Consider the following 19,550-nt stretch of genomic DNA (forward strand, 5'->3'; position numbering starts at 1 on the left):
TGCGCTTTCCGGCCTACAGCGCGACGTTGATACTGGCCGGGTAGCGCGGCGGCCGGCGGCGCCGTGATGCCTGCTCGTAGGCATATGCCATGCCGATCAGCGACGCCTCGCTCCATGCACCACCGACGAACGAGATTCCCACCGGCAGCCCGCGCGTATAGCCGGCCGGCACCGTAATGTGCGGATAGCCCGCCACCGCGGCCGGGCTCGAGAAGCTGCCGCCGTAGTGGTCGCCGTTGACGTAGTCGGTCAGCCAGGCCGGGCCGCCGGTCGGCGCCACCAGCGCGTCGAGCCGGTGCTCCTTCAGCACCGCGTCGATGCCTTCCTCGCGCGCATAGCGCAGGTCCCGGGCAAGGGCCTCGCGGTACTCGCGCGCATCCAGGCCCGGCTTGGCCTGGGCTGCGATCAGGTGCTCCTGCTTGAAGTAAGGCATTTCGCGCGCCGCGTGCTTCTCGTTGAAGGCGATCACATCCCCCATGTTCCTGACCGGCGCGTGCGGCGCGTAGGCCTTCAGGTAAGCTTCCAGGCCGGGCGCGAATTCGTACAGCAGCACCTGCAGTTCGCTCTCGTTGTACTTGTCGGTATTCGGCAGCTCCACGTCCACCAGGATCGCGCCCTGCGCCTTCAGTACCGCCAGCTCCTGTTCGATGATCGCGTCCACCGCGTCGTTGCTGCCGAAGAAGTTGCGGGCCACGCCGATGCGCTTGCCCCTTAAGCCGTCGCTACGCAGCGCGGCCGCGTAGTCGGCGATGTGGCCGGCGCTGTCCGCCGTCGCCTTGTCCTGCGCATCCGCGCCCGCCATCGCGGCCAGCATCAGGGCCGCGTCCGCCACGCTGCGGGTCATGGGGCCGGCCGTATCCTGCGAATGGGCGATCGGAATGATGCCGCTGCGGCTGAGCAGGCCCAGGGTCGGCTTGATGCCGACGATGCCGCAGGTCGAGGCGGGCGAGACGATCGAGCCGTCGGTTTCGGTGCCGACCGTGAGTGTGGCCAGCGCGGCCGCCGCGGCGGCGCCCGAGCCCGAGCTGGAGCCGCTGGTGTTGCGGTCGAGCGCATACGGATTCCTGGTTTGCCCGCCGCGCCCGCTCCAGCCGCTGACCGATTTGGTCGAGCGCATGTTGGCCCACTCCGACAGGTTGGTCTTGCCGATGATGACGGCGCCGGCCTTGCGCAGCAGCGTGACGATGTGCGCATCCTTGACGGCGCGCACGCCGTCGAGCGCCAGCGAGCCGGCGCTGGTGCTCATCCGGTCGGCGGTGGCAATATTGTCCTTCAGCAGGACCGGAATGCCGTGCAGGGGGCCGCGGAGCTTGCCCGCGCTGCGCTCCCGATCCATCTCGGCGGCGATCGCGAGCGCGTCCGGATTGGTTTCGATGACTGCGTTCAGGCGCGGACCGGCCTTGTCGACGGCGGCGATGCGCGCCAGGTACTGCTGCACCAGCGCGGCCGACGTCAGTTTGCCGGCCGCCATGTGCGCCTGTTGCTCGCGCACGCCCGCATCGAGCATGCCGCCGGCGTCCGGCCTTGTCGCCTGCGCACCGGCACTGGCGGCGAATGCGCCCGCAGCCGCGCCGGCCGCCATCCCCAGTCGTACGAAATTCCTGCGATCCATCTGTCCCCCGTTATTGTTTTCGGAAACGGTAGGATAGCAGCGCGGCAAGACTTTTGGCATGGCGACCAAGTCGAGGACGAAAAAAAAAGCTGCCCGAAAGGCAGCGTTTTTTCTACAATCGAAAACCGTGACTTAGTTACGCACGACTTTCTTGTACTCGTTGGTGCGGGTGTCGATCTCGATGACGTCGTCGGTGCTGACGAACAGCGGCACCATCACGGTGTGCTGCTTGGCTTCGATGGCGTTCTCGATCTTGGCTTCTTTCAGGACGTTGCCCGAGGTGTTGCCCTTGACTGCCGGCTCCGAGTAGATCACCAGGCGCGCGATGGTGGTCGGCAGTTCGACCGAGATGGCCTTGCCGTCGTAGAACACGGCTTCGCATTCCATACCGTCTTTCAGGTAATTGATCGCGTCGCCCATGTTCTCTTCTTCGATTTCGTACTGGTTGTACTCTTCGTCCATGAAGACGTACAGCGGATCGGCGAAGTACGAGTAGGTCACCGGCTTCTTGTCCAGCACGACCACGTCGAACTTGTCGTCGCCGCGGAACACGTTTTCCAGCGGCGCGTTGGTCAGAAGATTCTTCATCTTCCACTTGTAGGTGAAGCCCGTGCGGCTCGAACCGTTCACGTCCGAACGCAGGACGATGAAAGGCTTGTCTTCGACCATAATGATGTTGCCAACACGGATTTCTTTAGCGAATTTCATAGTAGTTTTACGTAAAAAGTAAGTTGCATTAAATCAGCGGTGGCCAGTGAGCGAAGAAAGCCGTTGAAGCCTACGTTTGATCCTGAGAATTTGGTTACAGACTAACCGCGCATTATACCGGATTTTCGCTCGCCAACCTGAGCGCGCTGGCAAATTCCAGCAGGTTCGTCGTCAAATCGCCATGGGCGAGCACGTCCCCGCGCCATTCTTCCGCACGAATCGCAAGGCGCGGCAGGGCGGCCTGCAAGTCTTGCCATGCCGCTTCCATCGGCCCGATGTCGATCGCGCCGTTCCAGCCAAGCGAAAAGCTGCTCAGCGCATCGACGCCGGCGGCATACGGCGCGAGGAAGGCGCGCAACTTCTTGTGGTGCAAGTTCTCGTCCTGCGGATAGATGTGCCAGACAAAGGGCCGGCCCGCCCACTGCGCGCGCACGAAGGAATCCTCGCCGCGCACGAAGTTCAGGTCGCAGGCCCACAACAGGCGGTCGTAGTCCGGCTGGGGTACGAAGGGCAACACCCGCAAGGTCAGCGCGCCGCGCGTCGCCGCCTGGCCGGCACGCGCGGCGCCGCCCAGGAAAGCCTCGACCGCCCCGGTGGCGACCCCTTCGGGCACCAGGCAGCTCACCGGGCGCTCGCCTTCCGACCAGGTGCGCAGCAGTTCGCCCACCGGCGCATGCGGGTAGCAGAACAGCGACACCTTCAGCGCGTCCAGCTCCGCCCCCCCCACGCCGAATCCGGCGAGGAAGCGCGCCATCGCCGCCCGGTCGGCCTGGAAGGCGATCCGCTGCTCGTCCAGTCCGGCCTCGTGCAGCAGGCCGCCGGTGCGGGCCGTGAAGCCCGGAAAGAAGAAATGCTTGGTCAGCTTCAGGCGCGGGTGCATCGAGGGCAGGCGGTGGCAGCCCTCCACCCATTCTTCGGCCGTCAGGCCTTCGAGGTTGAACCATACCGGGCGCGGCGTGCGCCGGGCCATGGCCTCGACGTAGCCCGGCGGGATGTCCACGGCGAAGAACTCGATGACGATGTCGGCGACGTCTTCCGGCGCGAAGCTGCCCTCCTGGCCGCGCCAGTGGCGCACCAGCACGCCTTCGACCTGCTGTGCGTCGGCGGTGACGTCGACCGGCGGACAGATGCGGCGAAAGCTTGCCAGGTCGTCGACCCAGAGCGTCACGCGCACGCCGTGCTCGCGCCGCAGCTGGCGCGCCAGGCGCCAGCAGATACCGATGTCGCCATAGTTGTCGACGACTTTGCAGAAGATCGCGAGGGAGGGCGGCGTGCCTGGAGTGACAGGGAGGTGCATGCGGGAAGGGAGCGTTCGGAAGCACGCTATTCTACCCCATCCGCGCCACGTTTTTTTGGCGGACAGGCGGCGCCCGCGCGAGCCTGCAGCCTGCCGGTTGCAAGCGCCAAACACAGTTCTTCTGCGCCACCGCAATCAATCCCGCGACATGCGCCGCATCGCGCACGGCGACCCAAACTTCACCGCAGCACCCAAGTCCAATGCCTACCTGTAGGGAGCCGGCGGGGCGAACCCGGCCTCCTACGCTTCGTTTGCGCGCCGACCTTACCCGTCGCGTGAACGCCATGCATGCAAGCGCTCGCGCCAGGCGCGTAAGGGCGCGGCACCGCCACGTTCCGTGGCGGTGCCGCCTGATGCGGGTGGCGGCAATCACACTGAAGGAGTTGAACATGAACGACTACCAGCAATACGGCATTGGTCAGCAACAACTGTCACCCCAGGGCTTCCTGGGTGGAATGTTCGGTGCGCCGCTGGGCGGGGCCATCGGGCGCGGCATCGGCGGAATGTTCGGCAACGCCAACCTGGGCAGCCGCATCGGCCAGATGGCCGGCGGGATCGGCGGCGGCCTGCTGCCCTTCGGCGCAGACCCGGGCTCGGCCTACGGCAACCCGCAGCAGCTGCAACAGCTCCAGCAACTACAGCAAATGCAGCAACTTCAACAGTTGCAGCAGCAGTTGCAACAGCAGCAGCAAGCGCAGCAACAAGCGCAGCAACAAGCGCAGCAACAGCCGCCGCAGATGGGCCAGCTGGCGCCGCAAGGCTTCGTGGGCAACCTGTTCAGCCAATTCGGCCGGCCGGCCGGCGGCCTGATCGGCGATCTGACCGGCAACTCGACGATCGGCAACGTGGCCGGCAGCGTCCTGTCGGGCCTGGGCGGCCTGCTGCCTTTCGGCGCCGATGCCCAGGGCGGCGGCCAGCAGCAGCAGCAGCACCCGATCGTGCAGCAGTTGCAGCAGCTGCAGATCCAGCAGCAGGGCTTGCAGCAGGCACTGCAGCAGATCCAGCAGCAGGCGGCCATCCTGCAGCAGCAGCTGGCAGCCGAGCAGCAGGGCCAGATCGGCCCGCAAGGCTGGCTGGGCAACATGGTCAAGCGGGTTGCCCAGCCGCTCGGCGGCTTCATCGGCGGCCAGTTCGGTAACCAGCAACTGGGCAACACCATCGGCGGCATCGCCGGCCAACTGGGCGGCATGCTGCCCTTCTCGGCCGACCCGTGGTCGGGCTATGCCCAGCAGGCGCAATTCGGGGGACAGCAGACGCTGCACTGAAACCCCATATTAAGCGTTCCCATCACCGCGCCTCCCGACCGGGAGGCGCCTCATCCAGGAGCCTTGCCGATGCCGAGTTCCACCAGCGGTCCCGTCCAGGGCGGCGCGAGCCGCCGCTACATCGTCCGTGCCGTTGCCGACAGCGCTGCGCTGAAAAGCTTCAGCGACAGCCTCGACACGCTTCCCGCCGTGCGCCTGGTCGACACGATCGGGCCGCGCGCCGGGCCGCCGCACACGATCGTGGTCGAAACCGACCCCGACACCGCCGAGCAGCTGCGGCGCCACAACCTCAACCAATTAACGATCGAGCCGGACCAGCCACTGTCGCTGTTCAGCTAGCGCGACCGCACCAACCAGAAAAGGACACACCATGCCAAAGACTCCCCAGGGCGCAGGCGAGCAGCCGGGGCAGCCGCCCGGCGGCGCCAAGGATAGCCGTTCCAGCGCCGACGAATCCGCATCCCCGAGCGGCCGCGCGGTGGCCGAGCGCAAGAAGAGATACCTGGTGGCGCCGCGCCCCCTGCCTGCCGCCGCCGGCTTCATGGCGCCGGCCGCGATGATGCCGAGCCTGTCGCTCTCTTCCGTGCAGCAGGCCCTGCAGGGGCTGGGCGACATCGACATCGTCGACACCGTCGGCGGGCGCGCCGGCGTGGGCGCCGCCAGCATCGGCGGCCCGGGCATGGGCGGCCAGTCCGAGGGCGTGCTGGTGGCGCGCATGACCGACCAGAAGGCGGGCGAACTGCACCAGCGCGGCCAGGGCCGCCTGCTCGTCGAGCGCGACCAGCACCTGCAGTTGCTCGATCCGATGCTGCGCCGCCCCGACCTGGTGTCCTCGCTCACGCCCTACAGCGGACCGGCGGTCGATGTCGCCGTGGCCGTGCTCGGCAAGGATGGCGCGCCGCTGGCCGAGGCCGAAGTCTCGCTGTTCGGCGGCTTGTTGCCGAGCAGCGCGGTCACCGGCCCCGACGGCATTGCCCGCCTCCGCCTGTACGGCGAAGACACTCATTCCATCAACGGCCTGTACGTCAAGCCGCGTGCCGACTACTGGAGCTTCTACCAGCGCGACCCGGACCTGAGCCTGGACGAACCGAACCTGGTCATGCTGCGCCCGCTGGCCGACTGGCCGGCCCTGCAGAACCTGCCGCGCCAGAATGCGCTCGGCTGGGGATCGCGCGCCATGCGTCTCGACCAGGTACCGCAACCCTTCCGCGGCCAGGGGATCCGGATTGCCGTGATCGACTCCGGCGTCGCCACCACGCACGGCAACCTCAACCGCATCCGCGCCGGCTTCGATGTCATCAACAAGGGCGTCGACCCGTCCACCTGGAATACCGATAGCCTCGGCCATGGCTCGCACTGCGCCGGCGTGATCGGCGCGGCCGATCCCAGCTGGGGCATCCGCGGCTTTGCGCCCGACGCCGAAATCCATGTGTGCAAGTTGTTCCCTGGCGGCCAGATCAGCCAGTTGATCGACGCGCTGGAATACTGCATCGACAAGCAGATCGACGTCGTCAACCTGAGCCTGGGCGGCAGTGCGCCGTCGGAAGCGCTCGAGCGCCAGATCGTGCGCGCCAAGCAGGCCGGCGTGGCCTGCATCGCCGCAGCCGGCAACTCCGGCGGACCGGTCCAGTACCCCGCCGCCTCGCCCCACGTACTGGCGGTGGCCGCGATCGGCAAGGTCGACGAGTTCCCGCCCGACAGTTACCACACCGAGACCGTCGGACAGGACATCGATGCGCAAGGCTTCTTCACGGCCCGCTTCAGCTGTGCCGGACCGCAGGTGGACGTGTGCGCACCGGGCGTCGCCGTCGTGTCGTCGGTGCCTCCGAACAATTTTGCATCATGGGACGGTACCTCGATGGCGGCGCCGCACGTGACCGGCCTGGCGGCCCTGGTGCTGGCGCACCGCCCGGAATTCCAGGGCGTGCTGCGGGCGCGCTCGGCCGAGCGGGTGGAGCGCCTGTTCCAGGTCCTGCGGCTGAGCGCACGGCCCGTGACGCTGGCGGACCCGGCGCACATCGGCTACGGCATGCCGGATGCGCTGGTGGCCCTGGGGCTGTCGATGATGCCGGGCCAGCAGTTCGCGCAGTGGCAGTTCCCGGTGGCGGGGGCGGCAATGGCGCAAGGTATGCTGTCGGCGGATAACAATGCCGTCCGCTACCCCGCGGGCTTTGCGCCGCAACAGGGGATAGGCCCGCAAGGCTTCTCCGGCACGCCGGGTTTTCCGTTCGGACTCGGCCTGGGCGGCATGCATCCATCCGGATGGTGAGCCTCATGCCGCGCCACGAAGCAAGGCAAGACATGATGCGGAAATGCGGAGCGTGGATGGGCGGCCCAAAATGAAAAACCGGAGCACCTATACGCGCATGCGCGTTGGTCTGCTCCGGTTTTATACTGGCGTCCCCACGGGGATTCGAACCCCGGTACTCACCGTGAAAGGGTGATGTCCTAGGCCTCTAGACGATGGGGACCTAAAACTGTGCTTGCTTACTGCTACGACTGCGCCGCACCGCGGCATCAGCCGTGCTACTACCAAATTCTTGGCGTCCCCACGGGGATTCGAACCCCGGTACTCACCGTGAAAGGGTGATGTCCTAGGCCTCTAGACGATGGGGACCCTGGACTGCTACAACATTGTTTTCCGACGTGGTGGAGGTAAGCGGGATCGAACCGCTGACCTCTTGCATGCCATGCAAGCGCTCTCCCAGCTGAGCTATACCCCCTACGGGAAAACAACATTCTAACATACTGCTGCTAGAACTACTACCTTACTACGACCGGCTTACCGCTGCGTGCCGCTGGTTGCACGCTGCCAGGAATCGGCATCAAGCCAAGTCTTGGCGTCCCCACGGGGATTCGAACCCCGGTACTCACCGTGAAAGGGTGATGTCCTAGGCCTCTAGACGATGGGGACCTCGGAACTACCGTACTGCCTGCTACTTACTTCTTACTACTTACTGCACTTCAGCGTTGGTGGAGGTAAGCGGGATCGAACCGCTGACCTCTTGCATGCCATGCAAGCGCTCTCCCAGCTGAGCTATACCCCCTCTTCACTGTACCTTGCTACCTGCTGCTTCGTACCGTGTGCTGCTGAAGTGCGAGCATTATAGCGGAGCGCCTTGCATTTCGCAAATACCTGTTTTCAGAAAATGTGCGCTCCGAAAACAAGCCATTAAAGATGGCGTGCCATGCGGGCCAGGACGACCTCGCGCCCGAACAATTCCAGCACCGCATCGATGGCCGGCGTCTGCAACTGCCCGGTGACGATCAGGCGCAGCGGCATGGCGATCTGCGGCATCTTCAGGCTGTGCGCGGCCAGCACTTCCTTGAACATGGCGGCAATCGCTGCCTTGCTCCACTCCACATCCTTGCAGCGCTCGGCAAAGGCCGCCAGTGCCGGGCGCACCGCGTCGGTCAGGTGCTGGGCCAGCAGCGCCGCGTCCGGTTTCGGTTCGCGGTAGAACAGCATGGCGGTATCGGCCAGTTCGTTGATGGTGTTGGTGCGATCCTTCACCAGCGCGATCACGGTCGGAAGCGCGGGCGCCCCCTCGAACTGCGCGCCCTCGCGGGCCAGGACCGGGCGCGCCAGCGCGGCCAGGCGCTCGTTGTCGGCCTGCTTAATGTAATGGTTATTCAGCCAGGCCAGCTTTTCCGGGTTGAACTGCGCCGCCGACGCCGTCAGGTGGTCCAGGTTGAACCACTCGGTGAACTGCTCCATCGAGAAGATCTCGTCGTCGCCGTGACTCCAGCCCAGGCGCGCCAGGTAGTTCAGCATCGCTTCCGGCAGGTAGCCCTGCTCCGGGTACTGCATCACGCTCACCGCCCCATGGCGCTTCGAGAGCTTCTGGCCGTCCGGGCCCAGGATCATCGGCAGGTGGCCGTACTGCGGCAGCTCGGCGCCGAGCGCACGCAGGATGTTGATCTGGCGCGGCGTGTTGTTGACGTGGTCGTCGCCGCGCAGCACGTGGGTGATCTTCATGTCCCAGTCATCCACCGACACGCAGAAGTTGTAGGTCGGGGTGCCATCCGGACGCGCGATGATGAGGTCGTCGAGTTCCTTGTTGGCAATCGTGATCGGACCCTTGACCACATCGTTCCAGGTGACTTCGCCGTCCAGCGGATTCTTGAAGCGCACCACCGGCTTGACGCCTTCCGGCACCGGCGGCAGGGTCTTGCCCGGTTCCGGACGCCAGGTGCCGTCGTAGCGCGGCTTCTCCCCGAGCGCGCGCATGCGCTCGCGCATCGCTTCGACTTCTTCCGGCGAGCAGTAACACAGGTAGGCGCTGCCCTGCTCCAGCATCGACGCGATCACCTCACGGTAGCGGTCCATGCGCTGCATCTGGTAGAACGGGCCTTCGTCGTGCGACAGGCCGAGCCACTGCATGCCGTCCAGGATCGCCTGCACGGCTTCCGGCGTCGAGCGTTCGAGGTCGGTGTCTTCGATGCGCAGGATGAAGCTGCCGCCGAAGTGGCGCGCAAAGGCCCAGGAATACAGCGCGGTGCGGGCGCCGCCCAGGTGGAGGTAGCCGGTCGGGCTGGGAGCAAATCGGGTGCGGACGGTCATGTCTGGATGCGAAAAAGGTAAAGGAGCTATTCTACCCCGTCGCCATCGGCGCGCGCACCATGCGCCGTCCGGACCGCCGCGCGCAAACCGCAGCGCTACCGCGTGCTACCGCGAGGATGTGCAACGCGGCAGGGCGCATTTTCTCGCGGCCGGAGCCGCCGTCATGAATCGATCCGTGCTTGCCTAGGGCTCCTCCGAAGGCCGCAGCACCGGTCGCGGCGCGCCGAGCGCGCGCGCCACCGCCGCCGCCAGCGACTGGGCCGCGCGCCGGATCTGGGCCGGCGTGTGCCGCGCCATCAGCTGCAGCCGCAGCCTTGCCGCGCCCAGCGGCACACCGGGAAATTCCATCGGATTGACGAACACCTGTTCGCGCGCCAGCAGCATGCCGGCGATCCGCGCGGCCGCTTCACTGCCCGTCCACAGCGGAACGATCGGCGACGGCGCGCCCATGCAGCGCATGCCGGCTTCCTGCAGCAGGGCGCGCAGCTCGACCGCGTTGCGCATCAGGCCGGCGCGCAGGGCTTCTCCTTCGCTGCCGGTCGCGATGCGCAGACACTCCAGCACCGTGGCCGCCTGCACCGGCGACAGCGCGTTCGAGAACATGTGCGGCCCGGCGAACAGCTGCAACTGGCGCCGCACGCTGCGCTCCGAGCAGGCGACGAAACCGCCGTTCGACGCGAAGGTCTTGGAAAAGGCCCCCATCACGATGTCGATCTTGCCCAGCATGCCCTGCGCGCCGATCACGCCGCTGCCGCCCGGCCCCATCGACCCGAGGTCATGCGCCACGTCCACCAGCAGCGTGGCGCCATACTCACGGCACAGGTACTGGGTCAGCGGCAGGTCGGGGCTGTCGGCGTCCATGCTGAACAGGCCCTCGGTGAGGACCAGGATGGCGCCATTGGCGTCCACCGCGCGGATCCCGGCCAGCAGTTCGCGCAGGTGGTCGCAGTCGAGATGACGGAACACCGACACGTTGCGTGTCGCCGCCGCCGCGCCCTGGCGCAGCGAGGCGTGTGCGAGGGCGTCGATCAGGACGTGGTCGCCGGAGTGGACGAGCGCGGTCACGGCGCCGAACGCCGCTCCCCAGCCGGTCGGGAACAGCACCACCTGCCGGCAGTGCAGCAGCGCGCCGACGGCCTCTTCCAGCGCGCCCGAGTAGCGGCTGTTCCCGAGCAGGACGGCCGAGCCGGCGCTGTGCGGCCCGCACTCGGCCAGCACCCGCATGGCGGCCTCGGTCACGGCCGGATGGGTGGCGAGCGAGAGATAGTCCTGCGAGGCGAAGTTGATGCCCTGCGCCGCGGCCAGCCCGTCGCCCTCCACCACGGCCAGCGCCGCCGGCGGCCCCTCCAGGATGCGGGCATAGGGCCAGACACCATGGCGCATCCGCAGCGCGCACCATTGCTCGAGGGCTGCGCTGCGGCGCTGCAGGTCCGGTCCGCGCGGCTGCCGGAACAAGGCGACGTTGCCGCCCAGCGCGCCCGATGCGGCCAGCGCGTCCAGGTCGTGGGCGGGATCAAAGGGAATCGGTTCGTTCAGCAAGGCATCCTCCGGCGAGATAGAAGAAATGAGACGGCGAGGTGAGTCGGGATTCAGGTCCAGATTCAGGCCGGCACCAGCGCCGGCGCCTCGACCTGGCGCGCCAGCATCGCCGCGACCTCGGCGGGCGGCAGCGGCCGTGCGAAGAAGTAGCCCTGGGCCGCGTCGCAGCCCATGGCGCACAGGTCGGCCAGCTGCTCGGGCGTCTCGACCGCCTCGGCGATCACGTGCAGCCCGAGGCGGTGCGCCATCGCCACGATCGCCTCGGCAATCGCATACGAGCGGCCAGGCCCGGCCGCGGATCCCAGGCGGCGCACGAACAGGCCATCCATCTTGAGGATGTCCACCGGCAGCTCGGACAAGTAGTTCAGGCTCGAGTAGCCGGTGCCGAAATCGTCGATCGACACCAGCACGCCGGCCTGGCGCAAGCCGCTCATCAGGGAGCAGTTGGCGGCCAGGTCCTCGATCAGCATGCCCTCGGTGATCTCGAGGTCGAGGCAGCGCGCCGGCATGCCGGTGTCGAGCAGGATTGCGAGCACCCGCGCCGGCAGCCCCGGCTCCTTGAGCTGGCGCGCCGACAGGTTGACCGCGGTCTTGATCTCCGGCAGCCCGGCCGCGTGCCAGGCGCGGTTCTGCGCGCAGGCGCTGCGCAGCGCCCAGTCGCCGATCGGGACGATCATGCCGGTTTCCTCGGCCAAGGGGATGAAGCGGCTCGGATCGACGCGCCCGTACACCGGATGCTGCCAGCGCAGCAGTGCCTCGACGCCGACCACGCGCCGGGTCGCCAGGTCGATCTGCGGCTGATATTCCAGGAACAGCTGGCCCTGGGCCAGTGCTTCGCGCAGGCCGTTCTTCAGCGCCAGGCGCTCGCTCTGCGGTTGCACGGTGTCACCGGAATACACCTGCACGCTGTTCTCGCCCCAGCGCTTGGCGCCGCGCATGGCGATGTCGGCGCGCTTGAGCAGCGCATCGAGGTCGCAGTCGGCCGCCGGATAGAGGGCCACGCCGACCGCCAGCGTCACCAGGCACGCGCGTCCCGCCACGCTCAAGGGCAGGCCGAAACGGTCGAGGATCTTCTCGGCCACCACCTGGGCGTCGGATTCGAAGCCCAGGTCTTCCAGCAGCACGACGAATTCGTCGCCGCTCCAGCGCGCCACGGTGTCGGAGTCGCGCAGGCAGCGCCGGATCGCCGCTCCGGCCTGGCTCAGCAGGTCGTCGCCCGCCTCGTAGCCGAACGCGTCGTTGATCTCCTTGAAGCCGTTGATGTTCAGGTGCAGCAGCGCCACCAGGCGGCGGTTGCGGTTGGCGCGGTTCATCGCGTGGCGCAAGCGGTCGCGCAGCAGGTTCCGGTTGAGCAGGCCGGTGAGCTGGTCGCACTGCGCGCCGTCGAGCAGGCGTCCGATGCCCGCGCCTGGCCTGGCCGCATCGCCGCCCTGCTCTCCGTCGGGACGGGACACCACCGGCGCGCGCTCGTCCTCGTCGTGGCAGTGCACACGGTTGCGGCCGAGCGACTTGGCCGCGTACAGCGCCTCGTCGGCGCGCGCAATGGCCTGCGCGACGCCTTCGCCGAGCCGGTACTCGGCCACCCCGGCCGACACGGTCAGGCTGATCTCGGCGCCGCCGTCGCCGTCCTTGCACTTCAGGCCGGCGATCACGCGGCGTACGCGCTCGGCCAGCACCATCGCGTCCGGCGCCGGCGTCTCGGGCAGCATCAGGAGGAACTCCTCGCCGCCATAGCGTCCGAAGGCGTCGCTGCCGCGGATCTGGCCCTGCACCGCCTGCGCGAAGCTGCGCAGCACCGCGTCGCCGGCGCCGTGGCCGTACGTGTCGTTGATGCGCTTGAAGAAGTCGATGTCGAACAGGCACAGGCAGAACGGGCGGCGGTTGCGGTCGCTGCGCTCCTTTTCGCGCTCGATCAGGCCAAGCAGGAAGCGGCGGTTGTGGCTGCCCGTCAGCTCGTCGCGGATCGCCAGTTCATTGATGGTCGCCAGGGCGCGCTGCAGCTTGACGAAGCCTTCGGTCTTGGTCAGCTCGAACAGCAGCACGAATACCAGCACCACCACGTACAGGCCGAGGTTGCAGATCAGGTGCAGCAGCGGCATGTCGAGCAGGGGCGTGCCCGGCTGGGCCCGGCCGAAGGCCGGCAGGGCCCAGATCGCGGCCGCCGCGGCGCAACTCATGACCAGCCAGCATACGCCGCTGACCACGCCGCCGAGGAACATCGCCACCACCGGCGCCGTGATCAGCCAGCTCGCGGTCGGCGCGTGGATGCCGCCCAGGTGCCAGGTCAGCCAGGTGAAATTGAAGAACAGGGCGCACAGGAACAGTTCGCGCGCCAGCGCGATGCTGCCGCTCAGGCGCAGCAAGGGCGGCGCCATCAGCATGAAGATGCAGCAGGCCAGGATCTCGAGGGCCGCGAGCCGCAGGCCCAGCAGCCAGTAGGCCAGCGCGTACAGGGGCCCCGCGGTGGCCGCCATCAAGGCCGCGTTGACCACGTTTTCGGCGCGCGCCAGCACGGCGGGGTCCTGCCGCAGCCTGGCGGGTACGAACAGGTGGGCCGCGTCCAGGTAACGCCCGCGCCACCGCTGTGTGCTGTCCTCGCTCATCGGTCATCCCATGCGCCACACTCCAGACGCCGAGTGTAAGCAGGGAAATTCCTGTGAGCTTTATTTTCAAACAGAAAGTCGGTGGAAAGACGGCGCGTCCGGCACGCCGCTTGTCGGACGGCCATGCGCCAGCCCTCATGCCCGGCGCATAAGCTTGCAACGGAGGTTTACGGGGTGGGCGGGCACTCCTACAATAATCGTTCGCAACTAATAAGACGTGAGCAATGTTGAATGTGGCGCAACCCCGGCAATCGCAAGCATCGCTGAACCAGATCATCCTGTCCGCAGTCGATCTGGCACGGATTTGCCTGCGGATGGATGTGGCCTTCGTTTCGGAATTCAAGGACGGGCGCCGCATCTTTCGCCACATTGCAGCGGCGGGTAGCGCGCTTCCGGTCCAGCCCGGGCACTCCGATCCGCTAGAAGAGAGCTATTGCCAGCACGTGGTCAACGGGACCATCCCCGCCATTGTCGACGACAGCCACATCTATCCCGTCCTCAAGCGCCTGGGCTGCACCGAGGCGCTGAAGATCCGCGCCCACCTGGGCGTGCCGATCTGGCTGTCGGACGGTTCGGTGTTCGGCACATTCTGCTGCTACAACCACAGCCCGCAGTGCTCCTTGCGCGAGGTCGACGTCGATGCCCTGCGGCGCTTCGCGGCGCTGATGGCGAGCATGCTGGAACAACGGGTGCTCGCCGAACGGGCGATCGAGCAGACCTGCGCGCGCCTGTCCGACGTGATCGCCGGGCGCGCCATCACGATTGCCTTGCAGCCGATCGTCGACCTGGACAACGGGGCCGTACTGGGCTACGAGGCGCTGTCGCGCTTTCCCGCCCCCGACACCTCCCCCGCAAGATGGTTCGCCGAGGCGCACCAGGTCGACAAAGGCGCCGAACTGGAGATGCTGGCGATCGAACTCGCGCTGTCCAAGCTGGCGCTGTTGCCGCCCCATGCCTACCTGTCGCTCAATGTATCGCCGCATACCATCCTGGGCGGCGCGCTGCCCGCCCGCCTGCAGGGTGCGGCACTGGACCGGCTGGTCCTGGAGATTACCGAACACGCACCGATCGAAGAATATCCGGCGCTCGTCGCGGCGCTTGCCGGCTTGCGCCGAGCCGGACTTCGGCTGGCGATCGACGATGCCGGTTCCGGCTACGCGAGCTTCCGTCACATCCTCCAGTTGCAGCCCGACATCATCAAGCTCGACCAGAGCATCGTCGGCGGGATCGACCTTGCCTCCGGTCGCCGGGCGCTCGCCGCGGCGCTCACCGGCTTCGCGCGCGATACCGGCAGCGCCGTCGTGGCCGAGGGAATCGAAACCGAGGCGGAACGGGACGTGCTGCGCCAGCTCGGCATCAAGGCCGGACAGGGCTACCTGCTCGGGCGCCCCGCGCCGCCCGCCTGACGCTGGCCTGATCGAGCCCGGCCCGACATGGCCGGCCCTCGATGTCGATATCAGGCGCGGCGCAGGGCGATGGCGCGGCCGGCGCGCGCCCGCAACTGCCCGCAGCCGCCATCGACGTCCTGCCCGGCCGAGTCGCGCAGCTTGGTCAGCACGCCGCGCGCGTGCAGGCTCGCGGCGATTTCCCGCGCGCGCTCCCAGCTGGGCCGCCGGTAGGCCAGCCCGGGCACCGTGTTATAGGGGATCATGTTGAGGATCGCGCGCTTGCCGCGCAGCAGGGCCACGATGCCCTCGATTTCGTCCGGGCCGTCGTTGACGCCCTCGAGCAGGGTCCACTGGTACTGGATCGGATAGCCGGACAGGCGCGCATAGCGCTCGCCCTGCTCCACCAGTTCCTGCGGGCTCAGGCGCGGCGCGCGCGGCAGCAACTCGGCGCGCAGGTCCGCCCTGGTGGTATGCAGCGACAGCGCCAGGGCCGGCTTCACCCGCCCTTCGAGCAGGCGCTCGAAGGCGCGCGGGTCGCCCACGGTGGAAAACACCAGGTTCTTGTGGGCGATGCCGGCCTCGACACCCAGCAGCTCGATCGCTTCCAGCACGTTGTCGAGGTTGTGGGCCGGCTCGCCCATGCCCATGAACACCACCTTCTTCAGCGGCCGGCGGCCACGGGCCAGCACCACCTGGGCCACGATCTCGCCGCTGGACACCTGGCGCAGCAGGCCGTCGCGGCCGGTCATGCAAAATCGGCAGCCCACCGCGCAGCCGACCTGGCTCGAGACGCACACCCCGTCGCGCGGCAGCAGCACCGATTCGATCGTCTGGCCGTCCCGCAGTTCGATCAGCAGGCGTTCGGAGCCGTCTTCGCCCGGGTGGCTGGAGACCAGCCGCACCAGGCCGGCCAGTTCGGCGTCCAGCGCGGGCAAGGCCGCGCGCACCGGTTTCGGCAGGAAGTCGGAAGCCGGGCGGCGGCCGCGCTCGTGCGCGGCGCCCTGCACCCAGTCGCGCAGCACGCGCTCCTGGTGCAGCGGCAGCGCGCCGAGCGCCGCCAGGCGCGCGCGGATGGCCGAAATACGCATCGACTGAAGCCGTAGTTTTTACCGGTTGGTAAAAAACTCAGTCGTTCTTGACGACGATGCTCGGGAACTTGCTGCTCATGTCCTTCGCCTTCTCGGCCACCTTGACGGCAAGCTTGCGCGCGATTTCCTTGTAGATGGCCGACACCGGGCCGTCCGGATCGGCGACCACGGTCGGGCGGCCGGAATCGGTCTGCTCGCGAATCGACAGGGTCAGCGGGAGTTTGCCGAGGAACTCGACGCCGAAATCGCGGCACATCTTCTCGCCGCCGCCTTCGCCGAAGATCGATTCGTGGTGGCCGCAGTTCGAGCAGATGTGGGTGCTCATGTTCTCTACCACGCCGATGATCGGAATGCCGACCTTCTCGAACATCTTGAGGCCCTTGCGCGCGTCCAGCAGCGCGATGTCCTGCGGCGTGGTGACGATCACGGCGCCGGTGACCGGCACCTTCTGCGACAGGGTCAGCTGGATGTCGCCGGTGCCTGGCGGCATGTCGACGATGAGGTAGTCGAGGTCGCGCCAGTTGGTCTGTTCGAGCAGCTGCTGCAAGGCGCCGGTGACCATCGGGCCGCGCCACACCATCGGCTCGTCCGGATCGATCATGAAGCCGATCGAGGACACCTGCACGCCGTGGTTCTCGAGCGGCTCCATGGTCTTGCCGTCGCGGCTTTCGGGACGGCCGTTAATCCCCAGCATCATCGGCTGCGAAGGACCGTAGATGTCGGCGTCGAGGATGCCGACGCTGGCCCCCTCGGCGCTCAGTGCCAGCGCCAGGTTGACGGCGGTGGTCGACTTGCCGACCCCGCCCTTGCCGGACGCGACCGCAATGATGTTCTTCACGTTCGGCATCAGCTTCAGGCCGCGCTGGACCGCGTGCGACACGATCTTGCTATGCACCCTGGCGCTCACCTTGCCGACGCCCGGCAGCGCCTGGACGCCGGCGACGACGCTGTCGCGAATGCGCGCGACCTGGCTGGCGGCCGGGTAGCCCAGTTCGACGTCGAACGCGACGTCGCTGCCGCTGAGCTGGATGTTCTTGATCGACTTGGAAGAGACGAAATCCTTCCCGGTATTAGGATCGATGACTGCCGACAATGCTGCCTTGACATCGTTCTCAGTGATGCTCATGTGTTTCTCCAGGTTATAGGGCCGAAGTGTAGCGCAAAATGCCGCAGGCTTCTTGTTGCTTTGGCAAACCCGGCGCTGGCGGCTGCGCATGTGCGGCCTTCCGCTGTTAAAATGCTTCTTTTCCAAAACCATTAGCGCTTCGACCATGACCCGCAAGCTGTTCGTCACCACTGCCCTGCCCTACGCCAACGCTGCCTTCCATATCGGCCACATGATGGAATACATCCAGGCCGACATCTGGGTCCGGTTCCAGCGCATGCAGCGCGACAATGGGGAGCAGCGCCAGGTGCACTTCGTCTGCGCCGACGACACCCACGGCACCCCGATCATGATCGCGGCCGAGAAGGAAGGCATCACGCCGCAGGAATTCGTGGCCAAGATCGCCGCCGGCCGCCCGCAGTACCTGGATGGTTTCCACATCGCTTTCGATAACTGGTATTCGACCGATTCGCCGGAAAACGTGGAACTCTCGCAGGGCATCTACCGCAAGCTGCGCGAGGAAGGCCTGATCGTCACCAAGACGGTGGATCGCTTCTACGACCCGGTCAAGGGCATGTTCCTGGCCGACCGCAACATCAAGGGCGAGTGCCCGACCTGCCACGCCAAGGACCAGTACGGCGACAACTGCGAAGTCTGCGGCGCCGCCTACCAGCCGACCGAACTGATCAACCCGTTCTCGGTGTTCACCGGCTCGACCCCGATCCTGAAACCCTCGGAACAGTACTTCTTCAAGCTGTCCGACCCGCGCTGCTTCACGTTCCTGAAAGCGTGGCTGAACACCCCGGGCCGCCTGCAGCCGGAAATGGTGAACAAGGTCTCGGAATGGCTGGGCGAATCCGGCGAGAAGCTGGCCGACTGGGACATCTCGCGCGACGCGCCGTACTTCGGCATCCCGATTCCCGATGCGCCAGGCAAGTTCTTCTATGTGTGGCTGGACGCGCCGGTGGGCTACCTGGCCTCGCTGAAGAATTATTTCGACAAGCAGGGCCTCGACGTCGACGCCTTCCTGAACGACCCGGCGGCCGAGCAGGTGCACTTCATCGGCAAGGACATCGTGTCCTTCCACCTGCTGTTCTGGCCGGCCATGCTGAACTTCTCGGGCCACCCGATCATCGACAAGCTGAAGGTCGCGGTGCACGGCCACCTCACCGTCAACAACGAAAAGATGTCGAAGTCGCGCGGCACCGGCATCTCGCCGCTGCGCTATCTCGAACTGGGCATGAACCCGGAATGGCTGCGCTACTACCTGGCCTTCAAGCTCAACGCGAAAGTGGAAGACCTGGACTTCAACGGCGAGGATTTCGTCGCCCGCGTCAACAGCGACCTGATCGGCAAGTACATCAATATCGCCAGCCGCTGCGCCGGCTTCATCGCCAGGAAATTCGACGGCAAGCTGGCCGACAGCCTCTCGGGCGATGCCAAGGGCTGGATCTGCAAGGCCCTGATGAACGATGGCGCCGAGCGCCAGGCCGGCATCGCCGCCGCCTACGAGGCGCGCGAGTACGGCCGCGCGCTGCGCGAGATCATGGAGATCACCGACATCGTCAACCAGTACGTGGACGAGAACAAGCCCTGGCTGCTGGCCAAGGACGAAGCGAAGCTGGCCGAACTGCACGATGTCTGCACCACCGCGCTGATCCTGTTCCGCCAGCTGAGCATCATGCTGGCGCCGGTGCTGCCGCAGGTAGCCGCGCGCGTCGCCGAATTCCTCGGCGACGGCGAACTGAGCTGGCTCGATACCCACGGCGCCGCCGTCTACGAAAGCATGCTGGGCCGCAGCATCGGCGCCTACAGCCACCTGATGCAGCGCGTCGATGCGAAGATGGTCGAGAACCTGTTCGACAAGCCGGCCGGCATCCCCGCTGCCGCCACCGCTGCCGCCCCCGCTGCCGCGCCTTCGGCGGAAGCTGCCGCGGCCCCTGCCGCAGACGCCCCGGCGGCAGGCGACATCGAAGCACTGGCACCGGAAATCTCGATCGACGACTTCACCAGGATCGACCTGCGCGTCGCGAAAATCGTCAACTGCGAGCACGTCGAAGGCGCCGGCAAGCTGCTGCGCCTGACCCTGGACGTGGGCGAAGGCCGCTACCGCAACGTGTTCTCGGGCATCAAGTCGGCCTACAAGCCGGAAGACCTGGTCGGCAAGCTCACCGTCATGGTCGCCAACCTGGCCCCGCGCAAGATGAAGTTCGGCGTGTCGGAAGGCATGGTGCTGTGCGCATCGAGCGCCGACGAGAAGGCGAATCCGGGGCTGTACCTGCTCGATCCGATGCCCGGCGCGCAGCCGGGCATGCGCATTCGCTGACACCGCGCCTCCTGCCCGGGTCCCGGCGAAGGCCGGGACCAGGGATCGCAGCATC

General features: G+C 67.0%; 13 protein-coding genes and 5 tRNA genes. 5 read left to right on the forward strand and 13 right to left on the reverse strand.

What is annotated here, in order from left to right:
• Positions 1-13: 13 nt before the first annotated feature.
• The 3 genes from IM543_16125 to earP all read right to left on the reverse strand — a co-directional run bounded on the left by IM543_16125 (position 14) and on the right by earP (position 3,617).
• On the reverse strand, positions 14-1,612 hold the full coding sequence (locus IM543_16125) for an amidase (protein ID QOY93093.1): 1,599 nt from the start codon (positions 1,610-1,612) through the stop codon (positions 14-16).
• 132 nt (positions 1,613-1,744) lie between these two features.
• On the reverse strand, positions 1,745-2,320 hold the full coding sequence (locus IM543_16130) for an elongation factor P (GenBank protein QOY93094.1): 576 nt from the start codon (positions 2,318-2,320) through the stop codon (positions 1,745-1,747).
• Between the two features lie 112 nt (positions 2,321-2,432).
• Complete coding sequence (gene earP, locus IM543_16135; GenBank protein ID QOY93095.1) at positions 2,433-3,617, reverse strand: elongation factor P maturation arginine rhamnosyltransferase EarP; 1,185 nt, start codon at positions 3,615-3,617, stop codon at positions 2,433-2,435.
• Between the two features lie 389 nt (positions 3,618-4,006).
• Between earP and IM543_16140 the strand changes: the two genes are divergently transcribed.
• The 3 genes from IM543_16140 (at position 4,007) to IM543_16150 (ending at position 7,151) form a co-directional block, all read left to right on the forward strand.
• Positions 4,007-4,882, forward strand: coding sequence for a hypothetical protein (locus IM543_16140; protein QOY93096.1), 876 nt, complete (start codon positions 4,007-4,009; stop codon positions 4,880-4,882).
• Positions 4,883-4,951: 69 nt separating this feature from the next.
• Positions 4,952-5,221 carry a hypothetical protein gene (locus IM543_16145; GenBank protein QOY93097.1) on the forward strand — a complete coding sequence of 90 codons (270 nt, stop codon included), beginning with the start codon at positions 4,952-4,954 and terminating at the stop codon, positions 5,219-5,221.
• A gap of 31 nt (positions 5,222-5,252) precedes the next feature.
• Positions 5,253-7,151, forward strand: a complete 1,899-nt coding sequence (locus IM543_16150) for a S8 family serine peptidase (GenBank protein ID QOY93098.1) — start codon at positions 5,253-5,255, stop codon at positions 7,149-7,151.
• Positions 7,152-7,277: 126 nt separating this feature from the next.
• On the opposite strand, the gene IM543_16155 is transcribed toward IM543_16150, so the two are convergent.
• The 8 genes from IM543_16155 to IM543_16190 form a co-directional block, all read right to left on the reverse strand.
• Positions 7,278-7,353 (reverse strand) — tRNA-Glu (locus IM543_16155).
• A gap of 70 nt (positions 7,354-7,423) precedes the next feature.
• A tRNA-Glu gene (locus IM543_16160) sits at positions 7,424-7,499 on the reverse strand.
• A gap of 30 nt (positions 7,500-7,529) precedes the next feature.
• Positions 7,530-7,605, reverse strand: a tRNA-Ala gene (locus IM543_16165).
• Positions 7,606-7,720: 115 nt separating this feature from the next.
• Positions 7,721-7,796 (reverse strand) — tRNA-Glu (locus IM543_16170).
• Positions 7,797-7,853: 57 nt separating this feature from the next.
• A tRNA-Ala gene (locus tag IM543_16175) sits at positions 7,854-7,929 on the reverse strand.
• 125 nt (positions 7,930-8,054) lie between these two features.
• Positions 8,055-9,446 (reverse strand): glutamate--tRNA ligase, encoded by a 1,392-nt coding sequence (locus tag IM543_16180; GenBank protein QOY93099.1) that lies wholly within the window; start codon positions 9,444-9,446, stop codon positions 8,055-8,057.
• A 183-nt stretch (positions 9,447-9,629) separates the two neighbouring features.
• Complete coding sequence (locus tag IM543_16185; protein QOY93100.1) at positions 9,630-10,985, reverse strand: aminotransferase class I/II-fold pyridoxal phosphate-dependent enzyme; 1,356 nt, start codon at positions 10,983-10,985, stop codon at positions 9,630-9,632.
• A 62-nt stretch (positions 10,986-11,047) separates the two neighbouring features.
• Complete coding sequence (locus IM543_16190; GenBank protein ID QOY93101.1) at positions 11,048-13,588, reverse strand: diguanylate cyclase; 2,541 nt, start codon at positions 13,586-13,588, stop codon at positions 11,048-11,050.
• Positions 13,589-13,812: 224 nt separating this feature from the next.
• Here IM543_16190 and IM543_16195 point away from each other — a divergent pair, with 224 nt between their 5' ends.
• Positions 13,813-14,994 carry an EAL domain-containing protein gene (locus tag IM543_16195; protein QOY93102.1) on the forward strand — a complete coding sequence of 394 codons (1,182 nt, stop codon included), beginning with the start codon at positions 13,813-13,815 and terminating at the stop codon, positions 14,992-14,994.
• Positions 14,995-15,044: 50 nt separating this feature from the next.
• Here IM543_16195 and IM543_16200 read toward each other — a convergent pair whose 3' ends face one another.
• Both IM543_16200 and apbC read right to left on the reverse strand, forming a co-directional pair.
• The gene (locus IM543_16200; protein QOY93103.1) at positions 15,045-16,064 is read right to left on the reverse strand and encodes an RNA methyltransferase; all 1,020 of its coding nucleotides are present in this window, start codon (positions 16,062-16,064) and stop codon (positions 15,045-15,047) included.
• Positions 16,065-16,101: 37 nt separating this feature from the next.
• Positions 16,102-17,190 (reverse strand): iron-sulfur cluster carrier protein ApbC, encoded by a 1,089-nt coding sequence (gene apbC, locus IM543_16205; GenBank protein QOY93104.1) that lies wholly within the window; start codon positions 17,188-17,190, stop codon positions 16,102-16,104.
• 88 nt (positions 17,191-17,278) lie between these two features.
• Here apbC and metG point away from each other — a divergent pair, with 88 nt between their 5' ends.
• Positions 17,279-19,495, forward strand: coding sequence for a methionine--tRNA ligase (gene metG, locus IM543_16210; protein QOY93105.1), 2,217 nt, complete (start codon positions 17,279-17,281; stop codon positions 19,493-19,495).
• Positions 19,496-19,550 lie beyond the last annotated feature (55 nt).

Origin of the sequence: Massilia sp. UMI-21 (genome assembly GCA_015277795.1) — a bacterium.
In the GTDB taxonomy this organism is placed as follows: domain Bacteria; phylum Pseudomonadota; class Gammaproteobacteria; order Burkholderiales; family Burkholderiaceae_D; genus Telluria.

Coding starts and splice junctions, on each gene's coding strand:
- IM543_16125 (QOY93093.1), bottom strand. CDS start 1,612: ATGGATCGCAGGAATTTCGTACGACTGGGGATGGCGGCCGGCGCGGCT.
- IM543_16130 (QOY93094.1), bottom strand. CDS start 2,320: ATGAAATTCGCTAAAGAAATCCGTGTTGGCAACATCATTATGGTCGAA.
- earP (QOY93095.1), bottom strand. CDS start 3,617: ATGCACCTCCCTGTCACTCCAGGCACGCCGCCCTCCCTCGCGATCTTC.
- IM543_16140 (QOY93096.1), top strand. CDS start 4,007: ATGAACGACTACCAGCAATACGGCATTGGTCAGCAACAACTGTCACCC.
- IM543_16145 (QOY93097.1), top strand. CDS start 4,952: ATGCCGAGTTCCACCAGCGGTCCCGTCCAGGGCGGCGCGAGCCGCCGC.
- IM543_16150 (QOY93098.1), top strand. CDS start 5,253: ATGCCAAAGACTCCCCAGGGCGCAGGCGAGCAGCCGGGGCAGCCGCCC.
- IM543_16180 (QOY93099.1), bottom strand. CDS start 9,446: ATGACCGTCCGCACCCGATTTGCTCCCAGCCCGACCGGCTACCTCCAC.
- IM543_16190 (QOY93101.1), bottom strand. CDS start 13,588: ATGAGCGAGGACAGCACACAGCGGTGGCGCGGGCGTTACCTGGACGCG.
- IM543_16195 (QOY93102.1), top strand. CDS start 13,813: ATGTTGAATGTGGCGCAACCCCGGCAATCGCAAGCATCGCTGAACCAG.
- IM543_16200 (QOY93103.1), bottom strand. CDS start 16,064: ATGCGTATTTCGGCCATCCGCGCGCGCCTGGCGGCGCTCGGCGCGCTG.
- apbC (QOY93104.1), bottom strand. CDS start 17,190: ATGAGCATCACTGAGAACGATGTCAAGGCAGCATTGTCGGCAGTCATC.
- metG (QOY93105.1), top strand. CDS start 17,279: ATGTGCGGCCTTCCGCTGTTAAAATGCTTCTTTTCCAAAACCATTAGC.